Source organism: Halocynthiibacter styelae, assembly GCF_016123485.1.
GTDB lineage: Bacteria > Pseudomonadota > Alphaproteobacteria > Rhodobacterales > Rhodobacteraceae > Halocynthiibacter > Halocynthiibacter styelae.
Genome location: NZ_JADCKQ010000009.1, coordinates 120,142 through 138,478, shown reverse-complemented (window position 1 = coordinate 138,478; position 18,337 = coordinate 120,142). Strand labels below are relative to the sequence as shown.

The following is an 18,337-nucleotide window of genomic DNA, read 5'->3' as shown; positions in this document are numbered from 1 at the left end:
AAGACCCATGCCGAAAAACTCAAACAACAAGGCATGTCACAGAGAGGTCTCTTGAAAGTCGATACTGTGGAAGACAAGCCCAAGAGATCCATACGTAAATGGATCATTCGTACATTGCTCGGCCTCACAGCGTTCATCGTGATCGCAGTGGGCGCACGCGTCTTTCTCTTGAGCGATGTGTACGACATAGAGGACATCGTGGCTGATGTTCGCCCCAGCACCGTTGCCTTTGGTCCGCAAGGGGAAGTGAATGTCACCTTCATGGCCATACCTCCGAAGTGGGTAGAGTGATCCGAAGCAAAAGGATGAAGCTGAACGTCTCTACGGACAGTAAAAAGAAATTGCCGCTCCCAATGCTGACATTCTAAGCCAAATTTGGGATGGCAGTTTAGTCCGCTCAGCAGACGGCCACTTGGTGCGAATACCATGGGAAGCGTGCGAATACCATGGGAAGCAGATTTGACTGCTGCATTTGGGAAAATTCTCCGATAACAGGTTGAACTGCATTTATTCATGTCTTGGCTCGTGGATGAGCAGCATTTCAACTGCGTGCCTCTGTCCAGATATGCATTGTAAGCGGGCAGTAAATATATGCCAGTCTGGCCAACCAAAGTTCCTCCGTAAAAGGCAGACGTGCGATGAGATCAATCAATTAACATCGGTAGAACATTGGTTTTTTTGACCACTCCGTAGACGAAACTACTGTCTAACGATGCCACGCCACCGATGGGATGAAGCTTTTGACGCACAAATTTTTCGTAATCCGCAAGGTCCGCAACCACAACCCGTAACAGGTAGTCTGAGGATCCTGTCATCACATAGCATTCAAGGACCTGATCCACGCGCTCAATATCACTTTCGAACTGTTTTACCGTGGCTTCGGTATGATCAGCAAGGCTGACGCGCACAAATACGGTCACGCCCAATCCATAGGCTTCCGCATCTATGTCGGCGCTATAGCCCTTGATGACACCACTTTGCTCCAACAGCTTTACCCGTCGAAGACAGGGAGACGGTGAAAGATTTACTTCTGCGGCCAAATCCTGGTTTGTCATGCGACCTTCACGTTGAAGAGTCCGAATAATGCGTTGATCTTTATCGTCCATTTTTGACCCATTCGTGGCAGATTGTGCCAATGTTAGACAGAAATAGGGAAAATTTAGCAACAATTAATCACTCCCGGCACGTACTCTGCTCTTATTGATCAACGGAGCCGTAGCATGCGCAATCACCCTGAAAGCTTTTCCACCCGAGCAATCCACCACGGATATGATCCGATGGAAAATGAGGGCGCTTTGACGCCGCCTTTGCATCTGACGTCGACTTTCGCTTTTGAAACTGCTGAAGCCGGTGGCGAGATGTTTGCAGGTGAACGCGCAGGTCACATTTATTCGCGTATTTCCAATCCGACCTGCACCCTGCTTGAAAAGCGCATTGCGGTTCTGGAAGGCGCAGAGGCAGGTCTTGCTCTGGCTTCAGGCATGGGGGCGATCACGGCGACCATGTGGACCCTTCTTGCACCAGGCGATGAGATTATTCTCGATAAAACACTATATGGCTGCACGTTCTCATTCATGCAGCATGGGCTGGCCAAATTTGGTGTTACCGTCACGCATGTGGACCTGACTAATCCCGAAAACCTGACGACCGCGATCAGTGACAAGACAAAAGTCGTGTATTTTGAGACCCCTGCGAACCCCAATATGCGTCTGGTTGATATTCAGGCCGTTTCAGACATTGCACACGCCAACAGCGCTTATGTCGTGGTCGACAACACTTACGCGACACCCTATCTGACACAGCCCATCACGCATGGGGCGGATATTGTTCTGCATTCCGCCACCAAATATCTTGGCGGGCATGGTGATGTTGTTGCCGGGCTTCTTGTGGGATCCGAAGAACTGGTCACTCAAATCCGCCTGTACGGTATGAAAGATATGACCGGTGCAGTGATGGCGCCCTTCAATGCAATGCTAATCCTGCGGGGTTTGAAAACACTGGAACTGCGCATGGATCGTCACTGTTCCAGCGCGGCCACAGTGGCGGCGATGCTGGAACAGTCTTATGGCGTGCAAAAGGTCTGGTATCCTGGCCTTGAGAGCTTTGAACAACGCGATGTGGCCACGCGTCAGATGTCGCAGTTTGGGGGCATGATCGCCTTTGAACTGGAAGGCGGATACAACGCGGGCTGCACCATGATGAACAAGCTGAAGATGATCACACGCGCTGTGTCTCTGGGCGATGCGGAAACCCTGGTGCAACACCCCGCCAGCATGACCCATTCGACCTACACCCCCGAAGAACGCGCCCTGCATGGGATCAGCGAAGGTCTTGTACGCCTTTCGATCGGGCTTGAAGGCATCGATGATGTGATCGCCGATATTGTGCAGGCCCTGCCGAAACCAGCCGCAAGCAAAGCAGCTTAAGGAGCGCAACCATGCATGATGATCTGAAAACCATTGAGCAACGTTTGCTGTGGCTGTCCCACTGGATGATCCACAATGCAAATCACATTCGCCCGAAAGCTGATGGCATCAAGGTGGGCGGACATCAGGCATCTTCGGCCTCTATGGTCTCGATCATGACGGCACTGTATTTTCACACCTTGCGCCCGGAAGACCGGGTTGCGGTGAAACCTCATGCGTCACCGATCTTTCATGCGATCCAGTATCTTATGGGCAATCAGACCCGCGAGAAAATGGAAAACTTCCGCGGGCTTGGCGGGGTGCAAAGCTATCCGTCACGCACCAAAGACATTGACGATGTGGATTTCTCTACCGGCTCAGTTGGTCTTGGCGTTGCGATCACGTCATTTGCTTCCATCGTTCAGGATTACATTCAGGCGAAATCCTGGGGTAAGGATCAGGATATGGGCCGCATGATCGCCCTGGTTGGCGATGCGGAACTGGATGAAGGCAATATTTATGAAGCCCTGCAAGAGGGCTGGAAAAACGACCTGCGCAATTGCTGGTGGGTCATTGATTACAACCGCCAATCCCTGGATGGTGTTGTGCGCGAAGGCCTGTTTCAACGGGTTGAAAAGATCTTTGATGCCTTTGGCTGGGATGTTGTCCGTGTCAAATATGGCGCTTTGCAACGTGCGGCCTTTGAAGAACCCGGCGGTGAAAAGCTGCGGGACTGGATCGATAACTGCCCCAACCAGCTGTATTCAGCTCTGACCTTTATGGGGGGCGCGGTCTGGCGTGAACGACTGATGGAGACATTGGGGGACCAGGGGGATGTCACCGCGTTGATCGCAAAGCGCAGCGACGCAGAGCTGGCTGCTTTGATGGAAAACCTGGGCGGGAATTGCGTGGCCACAATGGCGGATACATTCGCCGCGATTGATCACGACCGACCCGTTTGTTTTCTGGCTTATACCGTTAAGGGTTGGGGCACACCAATTGCAGGCCACAAAGACAACCACGGCGGGTTGATGAACAAAACCCAGATGGCAGCCTGGCAAAAACACATGGGAGTGGCTGAGGGAGAGGAGTGGGACAAATACGCAACCATCACGGACCGCGTTGCTTTCGACAATACCCTCAGGAATGCCCCGTTCTTTTCCAAAGGCACACGCCGATATTCCGATGACGTGATTGATGTGCCGGAGCTGTCGCTGACGGCAGATCGCGAAATGTCCACGCAGATGGCCTTTGGTAAGATATTGGATGACCTGTCCAAAGGCGACAGCCTGCTTGCCCAACGCATCGTGACCACATCCCCTGATGTAACCGGCACAACCAATCTGGGGCCTTGGGTCAATCGTCGCAAACTGTTTGCGCGCGCCCATCAGGCGGACACATTCAAGGCGGAAAACATCCCGTCCACCGCGAAATGGGAATTCGCCCCGGAAGGCCAGCATATTGAGCTGGGCATTGCTGAGATGAACCTGTTCCTGCTGCTCGCAGCTGCGGGCCTGTCCCATTCAATTTTTGGCAAGCGCCTGATCCCCATCGGCACGGTCTATGATCCCTTTGTGGCCCGTGGCCTCGATGCGCTGAACTATGCCTGCTATCAGGACGCGCGCTTTATGATCGTCGGGACACCATCCGGTGTGACCCTTGCCCCGGAAGGTGGCGCACATCAATCCATCAACGCCCCGCTGATTGGCATGGCACAGGATGGATTAGCCTCGTTTGAGCCGGCTTTCGTAGATGAACTTTCCGTCATTATGGAATGGGCGTTCAAACACATGCAGAAGGACGGCGAAGGCGACCCGGATGAACGCACCTGGTTGCGGGATGAAACCGGCGGTTCTGTCTATCTGCGCCTGACGACCAACCCGATTGAACAACCGGGCAAGCGCGTGGATGATGCCTTCCGTCAGGGAGCGATTGATGGCGCCTATTGGCTGCGCAAGCCAGGCCCAAATTGTGAAGTTGTGATCGCCTACCAGGGGGCCGTTGGGCCTGAAGCCATCAAAGCAGCCGGGGCAATTGCACAAGGCCGTCGCGACGTAGGTGTTCTGGCTGTCACATCGGCCGACCGCCTGAACGCAGGCTGGACCGCAGCGCAACGTGCCCGTGCCAATGGTGTGATTGACGCACAGGCCCACATCGAAACCTTGCTGGAAGACCTGCCGCGCCATTGCACCTTGATCACAGTGATTGATGGCCACCCGGCGACCCTGTCCTGGCTGGGTTCGGTTCACGGACATAAAACCGTTTCGCATGGAGTTGAACACTTTGGTCAAACCGGCACCATCGCCGACATGTATCGGCATTTCCGTATCGATGCCGAAGCCCTGATACAATCCGCCAGCGAATTGTCCTATGGTCGCAAATTCTCCTGCAGCGTACCCGTAGCTGACTAAGATCAATGACCCTCCGAAAATATTGTGAAAATAATCGAACGGCTGCTTTGGGAAAATGACATAGCGCCGAAGCCTTGGTCCATCAACTAGAGCTTTGGACCATTCCTCATACTTTGCAAAGTTCACTAACTGCCCAAAGCTGCCTGTGGCTGACTTCGAGTGTGTAGCAGACCTGTACCATCTGAATGTTAGCCCCAAGCCAGTGCAGGCCGAGAACGCACTGGCAGTGCATTTGAGCTGCGATCATTCTGGCTGATCGATGATGTTGTTCCTTGGTTCATTTTCAATTCGTTTGCCCTGAGGGGCACGGCCTCGTACTGTGCAGCCATGTTGAAGTTTATTTTAAGAACGCTGTTTAAGCCGACCTATCGGCCTAAGGCCAAACCAAACAGGAAACCGATTAGAGAAACGCTAGCCTATAAGGCTGGGCGAAGCATGACGGCTTCTTCTGCGCAACCCAAAACGGCGCCTTCTGATGCACCACCAAAGGGCGAGGCCTTCGATGCCGCGACCGCTCATTCCATCACGCTTTCACGCGTGCTGGAAGGGCCAGCTTACGTTACAGATGGCGATACGATTACGATCCAAAAGACCCAGGTGCGCCTGTATGGGATAGACGCGCCGGAACTTCATCATCCCCTTGGCCAGAAGGCTAAATGGGCCATGGTGCGCCTGTGCAAAGGGCATAAGATACGTGCCGAGATCACTGATGAAGATGAATATGGCCGAACTGTCGCAAAGTGCTTTTTGCCCGATGGTCGCGATCTCTCTGAGGAACTGGTTAAGCTGGGGCTCGCTATCGACTGGCCAAAGTTCTCTGGTGGTAAGTACAGTAAGCTTGAGGTCGCAGGCGTCCGCAAGAAACTTTGGCTTGCCGACGCACGCCAAAAGGGCCGCATGCATGTTTGGGAAAAGTTTGACGCACGGAAGAAAGGTGAAAGCAAGGAAAGATGAAGAGCCAGCCCTAGACTGTTACCCGTGTTAAAATACGGAAAAACCTGAAACTGTTGTTAGGTATGCTAATGATTGTGAACTTTATGATCGCTTAACTTCGTTTGGGCATATTTCGTCTGCAAAAATTCTTCAGCGTGGGCACGTAAATACAGGTGCCCATATTCCTCACCTTTGAATGTAAATGGGGCAATACCTTCACTTTTTAGCTGGCTGATTATGGTTCTCCAAAAGGTGCTATATTTGGTTGCCAACGTGTTTTGTGTTACAAACCGTTCATGAAACGCTGCAATATCATCTTGTGTCAGGTAGAACCGCTGCTGCCCGGCTTTCGATGTCGTTATTTGACTTGCGGGTGTATGGCCTCCGCGCACTAGTCGTAAGAACGCTTCGTTTTCTCTCATGCCGACGGAACGTCCGAACGCTGCTGCTGTGCAGACAGCTCTATCCGAGGACTGAACGTCAGGCCCGGCCTCTTGAATGATTTTCGCTGCAAGTTTATCCATTTCAGCTTTCGAAACACAAAAGCTTCTATATCCGTCTAACCCCTCAAATTTGGAGATTTGTAAATGCCCATCCCGAATGGCGCTGATGATAAACCCAACGGATAGTTTCGTCCTTACTTTCGCATTTTGAATGCTCTCCCATGGCCCATGACCCGTGGCAGTTTGGTGTACCTTTTCGTTGAGCTCCCTGACAAGGTTTCGACCGTCCTCAAGGCGCCAAGGTGATTTGATTGTTGGAATATGCGTCGCTGGTAGCAGTACCTTGTCTGCAGCAAGCGATACAAATTGTTTGCGCGTTACGATGTTGTGATGCATCTGATAAATATAGCTCAATAAAAACGTTGCACAATCGTTGGATGCGTTTCCTTTCCCACATGTGAACATGTGTTGCCGGGCAACGGGAGTGACCTGGGTGGATTTGTGAGGATTATTGTAGACGGTTAGCTTAACACTGAGCTCAATGTATCACTCGAAACTTCAAATCTCGATCTGTATTCAGCCGTAACGTCCGTCGCCACAATTCGGTTTTTGTGAATGCTTCGTCAAAACGAGAGTTGCCATCATCTTCCTTCAATAATCCGGCCCAACATAGTGGTCGCAAAACGGTGACGTACAGGTCCGAGGAAATTGAATCATGTATGGATCCGGAAGCATCATGTGCTCCGTACAATGTTTCTCGCAGGGCAGACCTTGTTGCGCCATGATCCGCTTCCACATTGATGACATTGAGGAAAATATCCCAGTTACCCAACAGGTGACTGTCACGTCTTAGATGTGCCCCGTGGTCAACGCTGAAAAGGAAGGCAGGCACTAATTCTGTGAACAGAGCTCCGGGTGCCGCGGTTAAACTTTTTCCAGCTTTTGAGAGTAAGAGTTTTCCCTTGTAACGTCTTGCGAGCTTTAATCCCAGAAGCAGCTCATGGATGTCACCAACAGGGGGGAAGTCCCACTCGTTCAACACTTTATTCACGCGAAACAACTCTTCTTCAGAGTACCCGGGCCAGTTAAATTCGCCTGCAGCCCAAAGTACAAACTTACGATTGAATGCCCCAGAGGGGGTCAGTCCAATGCCACCATTTTCCTCTATATATTGAGCGGTTTTCAACACAGATCGTATCAGTGGGGAGGTTAAAAGAAGTGGGTCATCATCCGAGAGCGTTTTGAAGACGGGCATTGAACGTATCCCAAATGGCTGAGTTTAGTTTTGAGATCATAGGTGGACCGGCACATTTAAATCAATGTGGCACTGCATTGTAAGGGCTATTTTCCCTGCATATCCCTGTATGCATGATTTCGGCCCAGCCCGCGCGCTGTTCACCTCAGAAATCGCCAATAATCCTCATCTATAACAACCAGCCCCTTTTGTTTTGCCCGGCCTTCTTTTATCCGTGTCCGCATGAACGAAGAACCGCTCTCTGAGGCACAGTTACTCCAAATGCACTGGATGGAGTTATACCTCCGTTTGCCGGAAGGCGGGGTCGTTGAGCGCTTTTCAGACGAACTGGAATGCGAAGACCGACTGAAGAAAATTCGATGGCCAGACGGCCCGTTTTGTCCGAAGTGCGAGCAAAGTAACTTTGGGTATCACGAGGCCCGTAAAATCTATCATTGCCGCATCTGCCTGACCCAGTTTTCAATGACATCCGGAACTCTTCTCCACCGCCGACGTCTGGATCTGTTGGTCTATTTCCAGCTGGCCGAAGAATTCATTGAAATAGAGGCCGCCCGGTTAAAGTTCAGCAGACCCACGGGGCATGAACTTAAAGATCGGTATTCCATTGCTTACGCAACGGCATTTCGTTTGCGAAAATATCTCGTTGAAGACTTGTCGCGCCTGCAAGGGGGCATTTTAGGACAATGTATCTGCACGCAGGAAATTGAAATCCCACCGGATGTGGACCGAGACACGGCCGTGTATTTGCAGTGGTTGAACGATGAAGTCGAGATACGGCGCTCGCGTTCCATTGGCACAATTTTCAAGTATCATTGAGTAAACTAGACAATCTATTCACATTTTATCGGGTGCTACCTCTTCCTTTGTCGATTTCCGAGTCCTAACTCCCCTTCAGAAGACACAGCCCACCAGCTTCAACAGCGGCGGGGATTTAGAAGGAGACAAGGATAGGTGGCCAAATGTGAATATTGAGAAGAGAAAAATTCTCGCAATACTTTGATAAAAAACAGTAATTGACTCGAATCTGCTTGGGGTATTTCTCTTCGGCGCGGGCTTCGAAACGCTGTTTTCCAGTGCAGATGGGTTTTCGTTTTTGCGACAAAGATGCGCAGGCCCGGTTGTTGAGAAATAAGTGAAACGTTCAAAAATTGGTGGGCGTCGGTGCTCTAATTACCGGCCCCCTTAAATCAGAAATTAACTCATCCGCACTTGCGCATGAGATTGGAGAAGACATGTCACTTCCACTTGAATGGGATACATCACTCGGCAAGACGAAAAAACAACCTGCGTTGGTTGTTGATCCGGTTCACGGCGTTTTGCCATATGACGGATTTCGCAATCCGCTGACCCGCAGCAATACAGCACATCGGATCTCGATGGCCATTGCCAGGCCTGCAACAAAGGGGCAACGCAAGATCTATCACTTCGATGGCGCACGGGAAATGGCCGTTGCGCTGGAAGCGCTGTTGTCGCCAGAATTATATGGCCTGGAGGTGCAACTTCCGCCGGTTTCTTACCGCGGTGTGAATGGGAAATCGCGTTCACACAGTTTCGATCTGCGGATCACATTTCGGGATGGATTCCGCAGGGCGGTATATGTCCGGCATGGGCAAAGCCTTGCGCGACCGGAAACACAAGATGAAATCAGGGCCATTTTTGCAGCGACACCCAAGTCATTTGCCGACGACAAATTCGTCGTGAACGGCGATCAGTACACGAAAAGATATCGCGACAATCTTCTGCGCATCTGGAATTCTTTAAATACACCGGATCCTGATATTGATGCACAGGTTCTGGAGTGCGCCAGAAACACCAATTTTTGGCTCATGAGTGACTTAATCGCAAAATGTCATCTTTCGTCTGCTCAGACGTTTCAGGCGATTTTCCGGCTTATAGGACAGGGCTATCTGAAAGCGAATTGGAATGGGGTCATCTGTCGTCACTCCAGGATCTGGATCGGCTGATGGCGAAACACCCTCTATTTAAAGTCCTACAGGGTTCGGAATTGGTGCTCGATCGCCGCCGCTGGCGCGTGGTTGGGAAAGACCATATTGAAACCCGCCAACCTGATTGGCTCATTATCGTAACCCAGGGGATCGGTATCGACGACATAAATGGCAGCGACGGACACCGTGTTGGATTCAACTGGTTTCAAGACTGTGTAAACCAGCAGCCTGAAATGGAACCCTGATCCGACTTAACAAGGCTGCAAACTGGTCGGAAATCCAGGACCACCTCTCTCGGGTATAGCTTGCGTGCTTCGACTTTGCAGGATTATGACGGCGGGCTGCTGGTGGCTTTTGCGAGTGTGGTGCTTCGGATTGTCTCTGGTTTCTTAATAAGGGGTGAGAACACGGTCGCATCCAGGTGCTTTTTGCTGACAGATATCTGGTCTGTGGTGTTCGGTGACGTTGCCTGGAGAACAATGCAGGTTTCGACCAGGCCAATACAGAGCAACACAATGAAAACCTTATACATCTTTTGTTCTTCCTTCTCTTGAGGGTGCTTTCAGGATACCAGATGATGAGAGTGTTGAATAAGTTTAGTTTTTGCAAACAAAGAGTTAATTGAGACACCCTTGTCGCTACTTTGCAACGTGATTGCGCGCATCTGACTCAAGTGCTGCATATCCCGGGGCGGACATGCGATCTCTGCCCCCTGGTCCTGAACCATACTTCGTATAAGAGGGCAGGCAAAATTGTGCGCATAAACCCCGGAACGCCAATAAAACGCGAAAGATACACTGACGCAGCGTTTCGGATGGGGGATGTCAGGGTTCGCTTGAAACAAGATGTCCGCAATGCCACTTCGGCAACAACAGATCAGGAGAGATTTCATGGAAACAGTTTTTACGCCCTGGCAATCGCTGGGTGGGGGGCTTTTGATCGGGCTGGCGTCGGTGTTTCTGATGGCGTTGAACGGGCGGATTCTGGGGGCCACGGGGATTATCTCTGGCGCGATTTTCGGCGGGCAAGACCGCTGGTGGCGTGTCGCACTGCTGGCCGGAATGATTTGTGGCCCTGTGCTGGTTTTGCTTGTGACCGGAAGCTGGCCTGACATTCAGGTGCCTGTCAGCAAACCGATGATCCTGATTGGCGGTTTCATCGTTGGCATCGGCGTGACCCTTGGGTCTGGCTGTACCTCTGGTCATGGTGTCTGCGGTATGGCCCGCCTGTCGCCACGTTCCATTGCGGCGACACTGACATTTATGCTGACCTGCGCCCTGACGCTTTACGTCATGCGCCATATCTTTGGCCTGTAAGGGGAAATATGATGAAACTGCTTCCGATTTTTCTGACAGGCCTGATCTTTGGTGCCGGCATTTCCATTTCCGGTATGGCGAACCCGGCGAAAGTTATGAATTTCTTTGATGTCGCGGGCGCCTGGGATCCAAGCCTTGCCTTTGTTATGGGCGGGGCGCTTCTGGTGGCCGGGATTGGCTACCGCCTTGTTTTCCGCCGCGCGGCCCCTGTGATGGACAATGTGTTTCATGTGCCGCAGAACCGTCAGATTAATAAACGCCTGCTGGGCGGCTCGGCGATCTTTGGCATTGGCTGGGGGATCACAGGGTTTTGCCCTGGTGCCGCGATCCCGGTGATTGGTACGGGAAATGCGGATGTTCTTTTGTTTATGATCGCTCTGATGGGCGGGATTTTTGCAGCAAAAGCTTTGCAAAAACGCATGGGGTGATCCGGGGCCGCGACGGTGCGGCCGTCAGTTGACCGCCTGCATGCCTTTGTAAACAAAGTCCGAAAGCGCGTCGGAGATGTCTTCTGGAGTGCTGTTCAGTGTGCCATCTGCCAGAGCATGGGTCACCCCGGTAACTCCGAAGGCTGCAAAAAGCGCAAAGATCCGCAGGGCTTCGGGCAAAGGCCCATCCGTCTGACCTGACAGACGTGCAGCGAGTATCCGTTGACCGTTTGCGGTTTACGGGGGGGGGGAGGTGTCGTGTGCGGGAGTGTCCATTTTCGAGTCAGAAGGGCGGCTTGAACCCCTGCCAGACGTTCCCTGGCGATCTTTACGAAATCCCGTGCCATAAGATTTTCAATGGACGATGCGCCAAAATCCAACCTCTGAAAATAGCTCAGCATTTGGGACTTGGATTTGCCGAAACCTTCAGGGGAGGCATCGATATAGTCGCTAATGCAATCAGAAACGCTTTTACGTACCTTTGCATTCATTGCGCTTTCCAAACCACCTGGCCGCTTTAACGCTTTTTCACGACGCTTTAATCAATTTTCCGCGGCCTGTTTGGAGGTGAATGTCTCGACCAAATTGAGGATGACCTTGCCATTTTTCTTCTTGCGGATCTGGGCGGTGAAGCTTGACTTGCTATTGGTCTTGAGGCGTTCTGTGATAGTTCCCATGGGAGCTCCTTTCAGTACGGGTTTTCCATAGCCGGAACATCTGATCGTTCGGTTTTTTCGGAAGCAGGTTTGATTGGGTTTGACACCCAAACCGGGGGCGATCGGGCCGAATGGGGGACAATCGATGGGATGGGGTGGTTGCCCGGCAGCGCGTGAATTGGAGTGCTGGAACTCAGGCGGAAAAAAGTGCTACACGGCGCCGTCGGTGCTACATTCTGTAGCACTGCACTTAAAAACGGGGCTAAATCGGGCCAAAACGGGGAAAACGCACAAAATGGCGAATCCAAAAAACCAAGAAAAATCAGGATTTTCCGACGTTCGGCGGGCTGCGCGTCTATCCATTGCCCCGATGATGGAATGGACTGATCGGCATTGCCGTTACATGCACCGATTGATGTCGCGCGAAACACTGTTGTTTACGGAAATGGTGACGTCACCTGCTTTGGTGCGTGGCGGTGCATTGCATTTGCTGGATTTTTCGCCTGAAGAGCATCCGGTTGCGGTGCAGCTGGGCGGCTCTGATCCGGTGGAACTGGCCCAGGCGGCGAAGATTTGCGCCGATCATGGTTATGATGAGGTGAACCTCAATTGCGGTTGCCCGTCAGACCGCGTGCAAAGCGGGGCCTTTGGGGCGGTTCTGATGAAATCGCCGGAACTGGTGGCGGAATGTGTGACCGCAATGCGCGAGGCCATAGATCTGCCCGTGACCGTGAAATGTCGCATTGGCGTGGATGATCAGGTGCCGCGTGATATTCTGCCGGATTTCCTTGAAAAGATCCGCGCTGCTGGTTGCACGCGAGCGACCATACATGCGCGTATGGCCTGGCTGCAGGGGCTGTCACCCAAGGAAAACCGGGACATTCCGCCGCTGGATTATGATCTGGTGTTTGAAATGAAACAGGCCTTTCCAGATCTGCATATTTCCCTGAACGGTGGCGTGCAGGATCTTGATACAGCGGTTGATTTGCTGGATCGCGGGCTTGACGGTGTGATGATCGGACGGTCTGCCTATCACAACCCATCTGACATTCTGCTGGAGGCCGATCAACGCATTTATGGTGCCGACACCGCCGCGAAAACGCCGGATCAGATCGTGCATGAAATGCTGCCCTATATCGACAACCACCTGGCGACAGGCGGCAAGTTGAACCAGATCACGCGCCATATGCTGGGGCTGTTTGCCGGGCGCCCCGGCGCGCGGCTGTGGCGGCGCTATCTGTCGGAAAACGCGCATAAGGACGGGGCGGGCACGGATGTTGTGATCGCGGCGCTTGAACAGCTGCCAGAACCGGAGACCACATAATGCCCGAGCTTTCAGATCTCCTGCCCATGGTGGCGCTTCTCATCGTGATCGGTGGTTTTGCGGGGGCGCTTGCGGGCATGTTGGGCGTCGGGGGCGGCATTGTTCTGGTGCCTGCGTTTTTCTATGCGTTCAGCGCCCTGGGATACGGTGGTGACAGCCTGTTTCAGGTCTGTCTGGCGACGTCGCTGGCGACGATCATCGTGACGTCTCTGCGCTCGGTCGCATCGCATAATAAAAAGGGCGCGGTGGACTGGGAGATCCTGAAAACCTGGCTGCCGGGCATTGTGGTTGGCGCGGTTTTCGGCGTGATGCTGGCAACGTCTTTGCGGTCCTCCACCTTGCAGGGCATCTTCGGTATCCTCGCCATGGTGGTTGGTTTGTATATGGCTTTCGGGCGCTCGGAATGGCGCCTGGGGGAGGCCATGCCAACAGGTATCCTGCGTATGATCTTGTCACCAATCCTCGGATTCCTGTCGGTTCTGATGGGCATTGGTGGCGGGTCATTTGGCGTGCCGGTCATGAGTCTCTATAACACGCCGATCCACCGCGCCGTTGCCACGGCGGCGGGATTTGGCGTGATTATTGCGGTGCCTTCGGTCATCGGTTTTCTGATCTCAAATCCTGTTGATACCCCGCCCTGGACCCTGGGTGCGGTGAACGTTCCGGCGTTTTTCCTGATCATTGCAATGACTTTGATAACAACGCCTTACGGGGTAAAGCTTGCCCATGCGATGGATCCGAAACCTTTGAAGCGGGCGTTTGGTGTTTTCCTGTTGCTGGTGGCGTTGAATATGCTGCGAAAGGCCATGGGATGGTGAATCTGCGAGAAGAGTTCACGCGTATCGGGTTTGTGAAATTCCCGCGTGATGAACGCTTACTTACCTGGCTGGAACACGCTAGCCCTGCGGCGCTGGCGGCATCAAAGGATGAGGCCGAGCGCAAAGCCTGGCTTGATTGCGAAGGCACCTGGTTCATTGGTGTGGATGCTCTGAAGAATGATGCATTGGGCGCTGTGAATAATTCCGGCCCACTGAGCTGTGATGCGATGGATTTCATTGCGAACCTCAACCAGACGCGGCCTTTGCATAAAGGGCAAGTGTCGGTTGTCTGGCCCGGCTACCCACGCCCGCGCAAAGGCGAGACTGAGGCAGCGCTTGGCTATCGTCGCAACCGCGATGCGGCCCATCTGGATGGGTTGCGGCCCGATCCTGAAACCCGTGCGCGCCGCATTGAGGAACCCCATGCCTGGGTGCTGGGTATTCCGGTGAATGATGCACCTGAAGGGGCAAGCCCACTGGTGATCTGGCCAGGAAGCCATGTGATCATGCGCGACGCGTTATTGCCTTTGCTGGAAAATATCGCCCCGGAAGACATGGACAAGCTGGACGTCACGGCGGCCTATCAGGCTGCACGTAAAATAGTATTCGAAACTTGCGAACGCGTTGAAGTCACTGCGCAACCGGGTGAGGCCTATCTGATGCATCGTCATATGCTGCACGGGGTTGCGCCCTGGCGCGAGGGTGTGGAGAGCGGCCCAGATGGCCGTGCCATCATCTACTTCCGCCCGGAATGTGCAGGCGGTGTTGCGGAATGGATCGATGTGGACGCGGGTATTATGCGCTGACAAGGACCTTGGCGTTTTTCTTGTGACACCGCAGCAGTTCCTGCACGATTTTGTTTTTGCGGACCTGTGGACGAGCAGGCGGCAAGTTTGGGCATTCATGGTTCGGTGTTTGCAGAATGCGGCGGATGTCGCGGCGATCTTCTGCAGTAATGCTTTTCATCGCAAGAGGGCCGGGAAAAAAGCTTTCCGTCCAGGCACCTGCACTGCGGATGATGTGATGCGCGTCAAACAACAGGTGATAGTATGTTATACTTCCCTCAGTGTCTGGACGTTCAACTCCTGGCTGTCCGGCAAGTTTCAGGCAAGGGATCAGAATTTCTTCAGCCTCGCAGATACGTTCGACAATTCTTGACCGGATCAGCACATTGTGCTGTGGCGAAAGGTAAAGATCATGGGTTGGCATATTATGCCCAAGCGCCCCTGCCTGGATGCAGACCGGGCGGAAAGCAGGAGTCCTGGCCATGGTGTCTGCACTGATGTGGCGGGTTCCGATCCAGCGCAGTGGCTGAAACCCCTGGTCCAGCGTGGCGATCATATCCCCCGGTCGCAGATTTTCGATGGCTATCTCACCCTTGTCCGTTTCGATCATTGTGCCACCAACAAAACAAACTAGTCCCCGTGCCTCTTCAAATGTGCTGTAGGTAACAACCTGACCGGTCGGCAGTGTCAGAGTGCCTCTTGACAGGGGATAGCTGCCGTTGGCTGCCACCAGAATGGCACCGTGGGTGTTGTCCTGAATGGCGGTCCCCGCAGGCAAATTCAGGATGTCAAATCCTGAACTGCCAGACAGACCGCCGGTCACTGTGCTATCAATCAGCGTCAGCATATCATCATCAATACCAAGGCCAACAGACGCAACCTGTGATCCCCGGACAATGATGTGATCCTCTCCGACGTTGCCACCAATAGTACCGGTCGAGGTCGAGTTCTCAAAGATCAGCGTGTCATTGTCGCCGCCGAGGGAAATAGAGGCAACATCAGAATCTGTAATCGTGAAGGTATCATCCCCAACGTTCCCGGACAGCACGCCCGTAATCGTGGATCCGCTGACTGTCAGCGTGTCATTGTCTCCCCCCAGCGCAGCATTATTCACGGTGGAATCCGTAATGGAAACTGTGTCGCTTCCGCTTTGCGTCAGAATGTCCCCAGAGATAGTGCTGTTGTTGATTGTGACCTGATCGTCGCCGAGACGCGCGGTGATATTAACGATCGGCCCGGCGACCTGCGCGCCATTCAGCGTGCCGGTGTCATTTTCAACCACAATCACGTCGGATTGAGAGCTTCCCGTGATGTCCGGCAAATCGGTCCTCGTTCAATCAATCAACTACATAACTCGTTCTTCCCGATTAACAGGAGTTTCCGAAAAGTTAAAGTATAGTGAAAATGGTCTGTTACAGATCCGAAACTAGCGCTTCAGGCGTGCCGCGCGCCCGCCACGGCGGGCCGGTTTCATCTGCTTCATACGTTCGGGCAATGCCGCCATAATATCGCGGCGTTCATCTGTTTCCATGGCGGACCAGTCCCGGATCTCATCTATTGAGCGCCCACAGCCGGTGCACAGCCGTGTTTTCGGCTGGATGACGCAGATATTCACACAGGGTGATTCAATTTCGTCCCGGTTCCAGACCTCTGATCCGTGCTTGTTGCTCATGGCCGTTCCTTACAGATGGCGCTTACGATCCAGCGCTTGCTGTAAGATAACCCCGGCGGCGACGTAATCAATGACCTCGGAACGACGTTTGCGTGATGTATCCGCCGCAATCAGCACACGTTCGGCCTCTACCGTGGACAGGCGTTCATCCTGAAAGCCAATCGGCAGGTCGGTCAGGCCCATCAGATTGCGGGCAAACGCGCGGGTCGCCTGACAGCGCGGGCCTTCCGTGCCATCCATATTCAGAGGCAGGCCCAGGATAAAACCGCCGATCTCTTTCGCGCCTGCAATTTCCAGAAGCTTTGCCGCATCAATGCCGAATTTCTTACGCTTGATGGTTTCCAGCGGGCTGGAGATCGTCAACAGCCGGTCAGACACCGCAAGCCCAATGGTTTTGGTGCCCAGATCCAGGCCCATAATGGCGCGGTCCCGGGGCAGGGCGGCAAAGAAATCAGACAGTTCTTCACAGATCATTGGTTTGCCTCCGGGGCGTTTTCAAGTTGGGCCTCTGCCTGGTCAAACATGGTAAGGGCCTCCGCGTTATCCGCAAAAACCTCGCGCGCCTCTGCCAGCACCGCGCGCGCGCCGTCGGTATCCCCCAGAACAGCGCGGCCAACAATCAGCTGCGCCCATTCCTGCGCGCTGCCACCTTCCTCTGCCAGACGTTGGCCAAGGCTGGCAACCATGCCCTCAATCATCGCGCGACGGTCTTCTGGTGTCATCTCGGATGCTGCATCAATCGCCGCCTGATCCGGGCCACGCAAAGGTGCAGCCCCTTCCGGCGGCAACTCATAGCGCACACCGGCGGCCTGTGCGGCCTGCATGATCTGGCTGCGGATCGCCGGCACCCATAGATCGTCCGGCTGACTTTCCTCAAGCAGGCGTCGCCAGGTTTCAAAGCCCACATCCGCCCGCCCGATCTGGGCCAGCATCAGCCCGATGTAGAAACGCGCCGTCCCATTGCGGGGATCCCGTTCCAGCGCCTGACGCAGCACGTCTTCCGCCTCGGGCGAGACATAGCTGTTCGCAGCCAGGATCATCAGATCGGCCTGATCGGCATAGTGCTGGGCAGTGGCCTGATCCCCCAGAATACGGATCACCTGGGCCTGAGCCTGTGATGCAGGTTCAAAATTGCCAAGGCGGGCTTCATTCGCCACCAGCAACTGATACCCGCGCAAATCATCGGGGCGGCTTTGCAGCGCCTGGCGCAGCTGTTCAATCAGGGTGACATCTTCGGGCAGCTGTTGATAGGGGTTTTCCGGGGCAACGGAAACGGCTTCTGCCTGGGACGGCCGGTTCTGACGCAGATCTTCCGCGGCCTGATAACGGGCGACCAGGGGCTGATCCTGCACACCAGGCGCACCATACTTAAGATACATACCAAAACCCGCGCCGGCGATTGTCAGGACAACAAGCCCTGCAACCAGGGGCCGGGCAGGGCGGGCAATGGCGTCTTCAGCCTGGGCGTGGCGCTTGTCGGCTTCCAACAGGCGGCGGGAAATCTCAACCCGTGCGCTTGCGGCTTCCTCGGCCGTGATCACGGCGCGGGCCACGTCTTTGTCCAGCGCCGCCAGCTGCGCGCGGTAAAAATCCACGTCACTATGGGCCTGCGCATCACTTTCCGCCGCGCCACGCAACAGGGGCAGGGCGATAAAAAGTGTGCTTATGGTAATCAGAAGGGCAGCGGCCAGCCAGAACATCAGGTTTCCTTTGCAAAAGATGCCTTGCCCCCATGTAACCTGCCTTGCCCGTAATCAAAAGGGGGCAGGTGTTTTGTCGCAGTCAGGATGGGTGAGACAGCTGTTTGCTATGATTTGCGACAGTTATGTCGGGGTTATGTCGCAATATGTGGTGAATCTGCCGCTGGCAGTTGCGGGGGATTTCGCGCAAAATTGCATCAGAAAGCCAAGGGACCCCAGACCACTGGTGTGTCCGCATTTACCGA

General features: G+C 53.7%; 21 protein-coding genes. 12 read left to right on the top strand and 9 right to left on the bottom strand.

All coding sequences use genetic code 11. From position 1 onward, the window contains the following. The first annotated feature begins 51 nt into the window (after positions 1–51). Complete coding sequence (locus H1D41_RS12760) at positions 52–291, top strand: hypothetical protein (protein ID WP_228849269.1); 240 nt, start codon at positions 52–54, stop codon at positions 289–291. Positions 292–644: 353 nt separating this feature from the next. Here H1D41_RS12760 and H1D41_RS12755 read toward each other — a convergent pair whose 3' ends face one another. Further along, positions 645–1,106, bottom strand: a complete 462-nt coding sequence (locus H1D41_RS12755; RefSeq protein WP_228849268.1) for an Lrp/AsnC family transcriptional regulator — start codon at positions 1,104–1,106, stop codon at positions 645–647. Positions 1,107–1,220: 114 nt separating this feature from the next. Between H1D41_RS12755 and H1D41_RS12750 the strand changes: the two genes are divergently transcribed. From H1D41_RS12750 to H1D41_RS12740, 3 genes are all read left to right on the top strand, one after another. Beyond that, a complete protein-coding gene (locus H1D41_RS12750) occupies positions 1,221–2,426 on the top strand; it encodes a methionine gamma-lyase (protein WP_228849267.1) in 1,206 nt (401 codons plus the stop codon). An 11-nt stretch (positions 2,427–2,437) separates the two neighbouring features. Then, positions 2,438–4,816, top strand: coding sequence for a 1-deoxy-D-xylulose-5-phosphate synthase N-terminal domain-containing protein (locus tag H1D41_RS12745; protein ID WP_228849266.1), 2,379 nt, complete (start codon positions 2,438–2,440; stop codon positions 4,814–4,816). Between the two features lie 327 nt (positions 4,817–5,143). Next, positions 5,144–5,770 (top strand): thermonuclease family protein, encoded by a 627-nt coding sequence (locus tag H1D41_RS12740; RefSeq protein ID WP_228849265.1) that lies wholly within the window; start codon positions 5,144–5,146, stop codon positions 5,768–5,770. 65 nt (positions 5,771–5,835) lie between these two features. On the opposite strand, the gene H1D41_RS12735 is transcribed toward H1D41_RS12740, so the two are convergent. Both H1D41_RS12735 and H1D41_RS12730 read right to left on the bottom strand, forming a co-directional pair. Further along, positions 5,836–6,606, bottom strand: coding sequence for a hypothetical protein (locus H1D41_RS12735; protein ID WP_228849264.1), 771 nt, complete (start codon positions 6,604–6,606; stop codon positions 5,836–5,838). A gap of 124 nt (positions 6,607–6,730) precedes the next feature. Further along, complete coding sequence (locus H1D41_RS12730) at positions 6,731–7,447, bottom strand: hypothetical protein (RefSeq protein WP_228849263.1); 717 nt, start codon at positions 7,445–7,447, stop codon at positions 6,731–6,733. Between the two features lie 222 nt (positions 7,448–7,669). On the opposite strand from H1D41_RS12730, the gene H1D41_RS12725 reads away from it, so the two are divergent. The 5 genes from H1D41_RS12725 to H1D41_RS12705 all read left to right on the top strand — a co-directional run bounded on the left by H1D41_RS12725 (position 7,670) and on the right by H1D41_RS12705 (position 11,137). Continuing rightward, complete coding sequence (locus H1D41_RS12725; protein ID WP_228849262.1) at positions 7,670–8,263, top strand: transposase; 594 nt, start codon at positions 7,670–7,672, stop codon at positions 8,261–8,263. 416 nt (positions 8,264–8,679) lie between these two features. Continuing rightward, complete coding sequence (locus H1D41_RS12720; protein ID WP_228849261.1) at positions 8,680–9,411, top strand: hypothetical protein; 732 nt, start codon at positions 8,680–8,682, stop codon at positions 9,409–9,411. Continuing rightward, a complete protein-coding gene (locus H1D41_RS12715; RefSeq protein WP_228849260.1) occupies positions 9,411–9,638 on the top strand; it encodes a hypothetical protein in 228 nt (75 codons plus the stop codon). The genes H1D41_RS12720 and H1D41_RS12715 overlap by 1 nt, the downstream gene beginning before the upstream one ends. A 645-nt stretch (positions 9,639–10,283) precedes the next feature. Continuing rightward, positions 10,284–10,709, top strand: a complete 426-nt coding sequence (locus tag H1D41_RS12710; RefSeq protein ID WP_228849259.1) for a YeeE/YedE family protein — start codon at positions 10,284–10,286, stop codon at positions 10,707–10,709. A gap of 11 nt (positions 10,710–10,720) precedes the next feature. Then, positions 10,721–11,137: a DUF6691 family protein gene (locus H1D41_RS12705; RefSeq protein WP_228849299.1), complete on the top strand. Its 417-nt coding sequence runs from the start codon at positions 10,721–10,723 to the stop codon at positions 11,135–11,137. Positions 11,138–11,161: 24 nt separating this feature from the next. Here the strand turns inward: H1D41_RS12705 and H1D41_RS12700 are convergent, their stop codons facing one another. Both H1D41_RS12700 and H1D41_RS18325 read right to left on the bottom strand, forming a co-directional pair. Further along, on the bottom strand, positions 11,162–11,317 hold the full coding sequence (locus H1D41_RS12700) for a hypothetical protein (protein ID WP_228849258.1): 156 nt from the start codon (positions 11,315–11,317) through the stop codon (positions 11,162–11,164). Positions 11,318–11,679: 362 nt separating this feature from the next. Continuing rightward, positions 11,680–11,814 (bottom strand): hypothetical protein, encoded by a 135-nt coding sequence (locus H1D41_RS18325; RefSeq protein WP_267473685.1) that lies wholly within the window; start codon positions 11,812–11,814, stop codon positions 11,680–11,682. 274 nt (positions 11,815–12,088) lie between these two features. On the opposite strand from H1D41_RS18325, the gene dusA reads away from it, so the two are divergent. From dusA to H1D41_RS12685, 3 genes are read left to right on the top strand one after another with little or no spacing between them, the layout of a single operon-like run. Beyond that, positions 12,089–13,117, top strand: a complete 1,029-nt coding sequence (gene dusA, locus H1D41_RS12695) for a tRNA dihydrouridine(20/20a) synthase DusA (protein WP_267473684.1) — start codon at positions 12,089–12,091, stop codon at positions 13,115–13,117. Further along, positions 13,117–13,935 (top strand): sulfite exporter TauE/SafE family protein, encoded by an 819-nt coding sequence (locus H1D41_RS12690; protein WP_228849257.1) that lies wholly within the window; start codon positions 13,117–13,119, stop codon positions 13,933–13,935. The genes dusA and H1D41_RS12690 overlap by 1 nt, the downstream gene beginning before the upstream one ends. Then, entirely contained in the window at positions 13,929–14,741 is an 813-nt protein-coding gene (locus tag H1D41_RS12685) for a hypothetical protein (protein WP_228849256.1), read from the top strand. The genes H1D41_RS12690 and H1D41_RS12685 overlap by 7 nt, the downstream gene beginning before the upstream one ends. Here the strand turns inward: H1D41_RS12685 and H1D41_RS12680 are convergent. The 4 genes from H1D41_RS12680 to ccmI all read right to left on the bottom strand — a co-directional run bounded on the left by H1D41_RS12680 (position 14,731) and on the right by ccmI (position 18,092). Further along, positions 14,731–16,041 carry a Hint domain-containing protein gene (locus H1D41_RS12680; RefSeq protein WP_228849255.1) on the bottom strand — a complete coding sequence of 437 codons (1,311 nt, stop codon included), beginning with the start codon at positions 16,039–16,041 and terminating at the stop codon, positions 14,731–14,733. The two genes, H1D41_RS12685 and H1D41_RS12680, sit on opposite strands and share 11 nt — an antisense overlap. Positions 16,042–16,146: 105 nt before the next feature. After that, positions 16,147–16,392: a DUF1289 domain-containing protein gene (locus tag H1D41_RS12675; RefSeq protein ID WP_228849254.1), complete on the bottom strand. Its 246-nt coding sequence runs from the start codon at positions 16,390–16,392 to the stop codon at positions 16,147–16,149. 9 nt (positions 16,393–16,401) lie between these two features. Then, the gene (gene ruvX / locus H1D41_RS12670; protein ID WP_228849253.1) at positions 16,402–16,866 is read right to left on the bottom strand and encodes a Holliday junction resolvase RuvX; all 465 of its coding nucleotides are present in this window, start codon (positions 16,864–16,866) and stop codon (positions 16,402–16,404) included. Continuing rightward, a complete protein-coding gene (gene ccmI, locus H1D41_RS12665) occupies positions 16,863–18,092 on the bottom strand; it encodes a c-type cytochrome biogenesis protein CcmI (protein ID WP_228849252.1) in 1,230 nt (409 codons plus the stop codon). The genes ruvX and ccmI overlap by 4 nt, the downstream gene beginning before the upstream one ends. Between the last annotated feature and the right edge of the window lie 245 nt (positions 18,093–18,337).

Bases quoted from the DNA above. Each gene is read 5' to 3' on its own strand.
- H1D41_RS12755 (WP_228849268.1), bottom strand. From the start codon at position 1,106: ATGGACGATAAAGATCAACGCATTATTCGGACTCTTCAACGTGAAGGT.
- H1D41_RS12750 (WP_228849267.1), top strand. From the start codon at position 1,221: ATGCGCAATCACCCTGAAAGCTTTTCCACCCGAGCAATCCACCACGGA.
- H1D41_RS12745 (WP_228849266.1), top strand. From the start codon at position 2,438: ATGCATGATGATCTGAAAACCATTGAGCAACGTTTGCTGTGGCTGTCC.
- H1D41_RS12740 (WP_228849265.1), top strand. From the start codon at position 5,144: ATGTTGAAGTTTATTTTAAGAACGCTGTTTAAGCCGACCTATCGGCCT.
- H1D41_RS12730 (WP_228849263.1), bottom strand. From the start codon at position 7,447: ATGCCCGTCTTCAAAACGCTCTCGGATGATGACCCACTTCTTTTAACC.
- H1D41_RS12725 (WP_228849262.1), top strand. From the start codon at position 7,670: ATGAACGAAGAACCGCTCTCTGAGGCACAGTTACTCCAAATGCACTGG.
- H1D41_RS12720 (WP_228849261.1), top strand. From the start codon at position 8,680: ATGTCACTTCCACTTGAATGGGATACATCACTCGGCAAGACGAAAAAA.
- H1D41_RS12715 (WP_228849260.1), top strand. From the start codon at position 9,411: ATGGCGAAACACCCTCTATTTAAAGTCCTACAGGGTTCGGAATTGGTG.
- H1D41_RS12710 (WP_228849259.1), top strand. From the start codon at position 10,284: ATGGAAACAGTTTTTACGCCCTGGCAATCGCTGGGTGGGGGGCTTTTG.
- H1D41_RS12705 (WP_228849299.1), top strand. From the start codon at position 10,721: ATGAAACTGCTTCCGATTTTTCTGACAGGCCTGATCTTTGGTGCCGGC.
- H1D41_RS18325 (WP_267473685.1), bottom strand. From the start codon at position 11,814: ATGGGAACTATCACAGAACGCCTCAAGACCAATAGCAAGTCAAGCTTC.
- dusA (WP_267473684.1), top strand. From the start codon at position 12,089: ATGGCGAATCCAAAAAACCAAGAAAAATCAGGATTTTCCGACGTTCGG.
- H1D41_RS12690 (WP_228849257.1), top strand. From the start codon at position 13,117: ATGCCCGAGCTTTCAGATCTCCTGCCCATGGTGGCGCTTCTCATCGTG.
- H1D41_RS12685 (WP_228849256.1), top strand. From the start codon at position 13,929: ATGGTGAATCTGCGAGAAGAGTTCACGCGTATCGGGTTTGTGAAATTC.
- H1D41_RS12675 (WP_228849254.1), bottom strand. From the start codon at position 16,392: ATGAGCAACAAGCACGGATCAGAGGTCTGGAACCGGGACGAAATTGAA.
- ruvX (WP_228849253.1), bottom strand. From the start codon at position 16,866: ATGATCTGTGAAGAACTGTCTGATTTCTTTGCCGCCCTGCCCCGGGAC.
- ccmI (WP_228849252.1), bottom strand. From the start codon at position 18,092: ATGTTCTGGCTGGCCGCTGCCCTTCTGATTACCATAAGCACACTTTTT.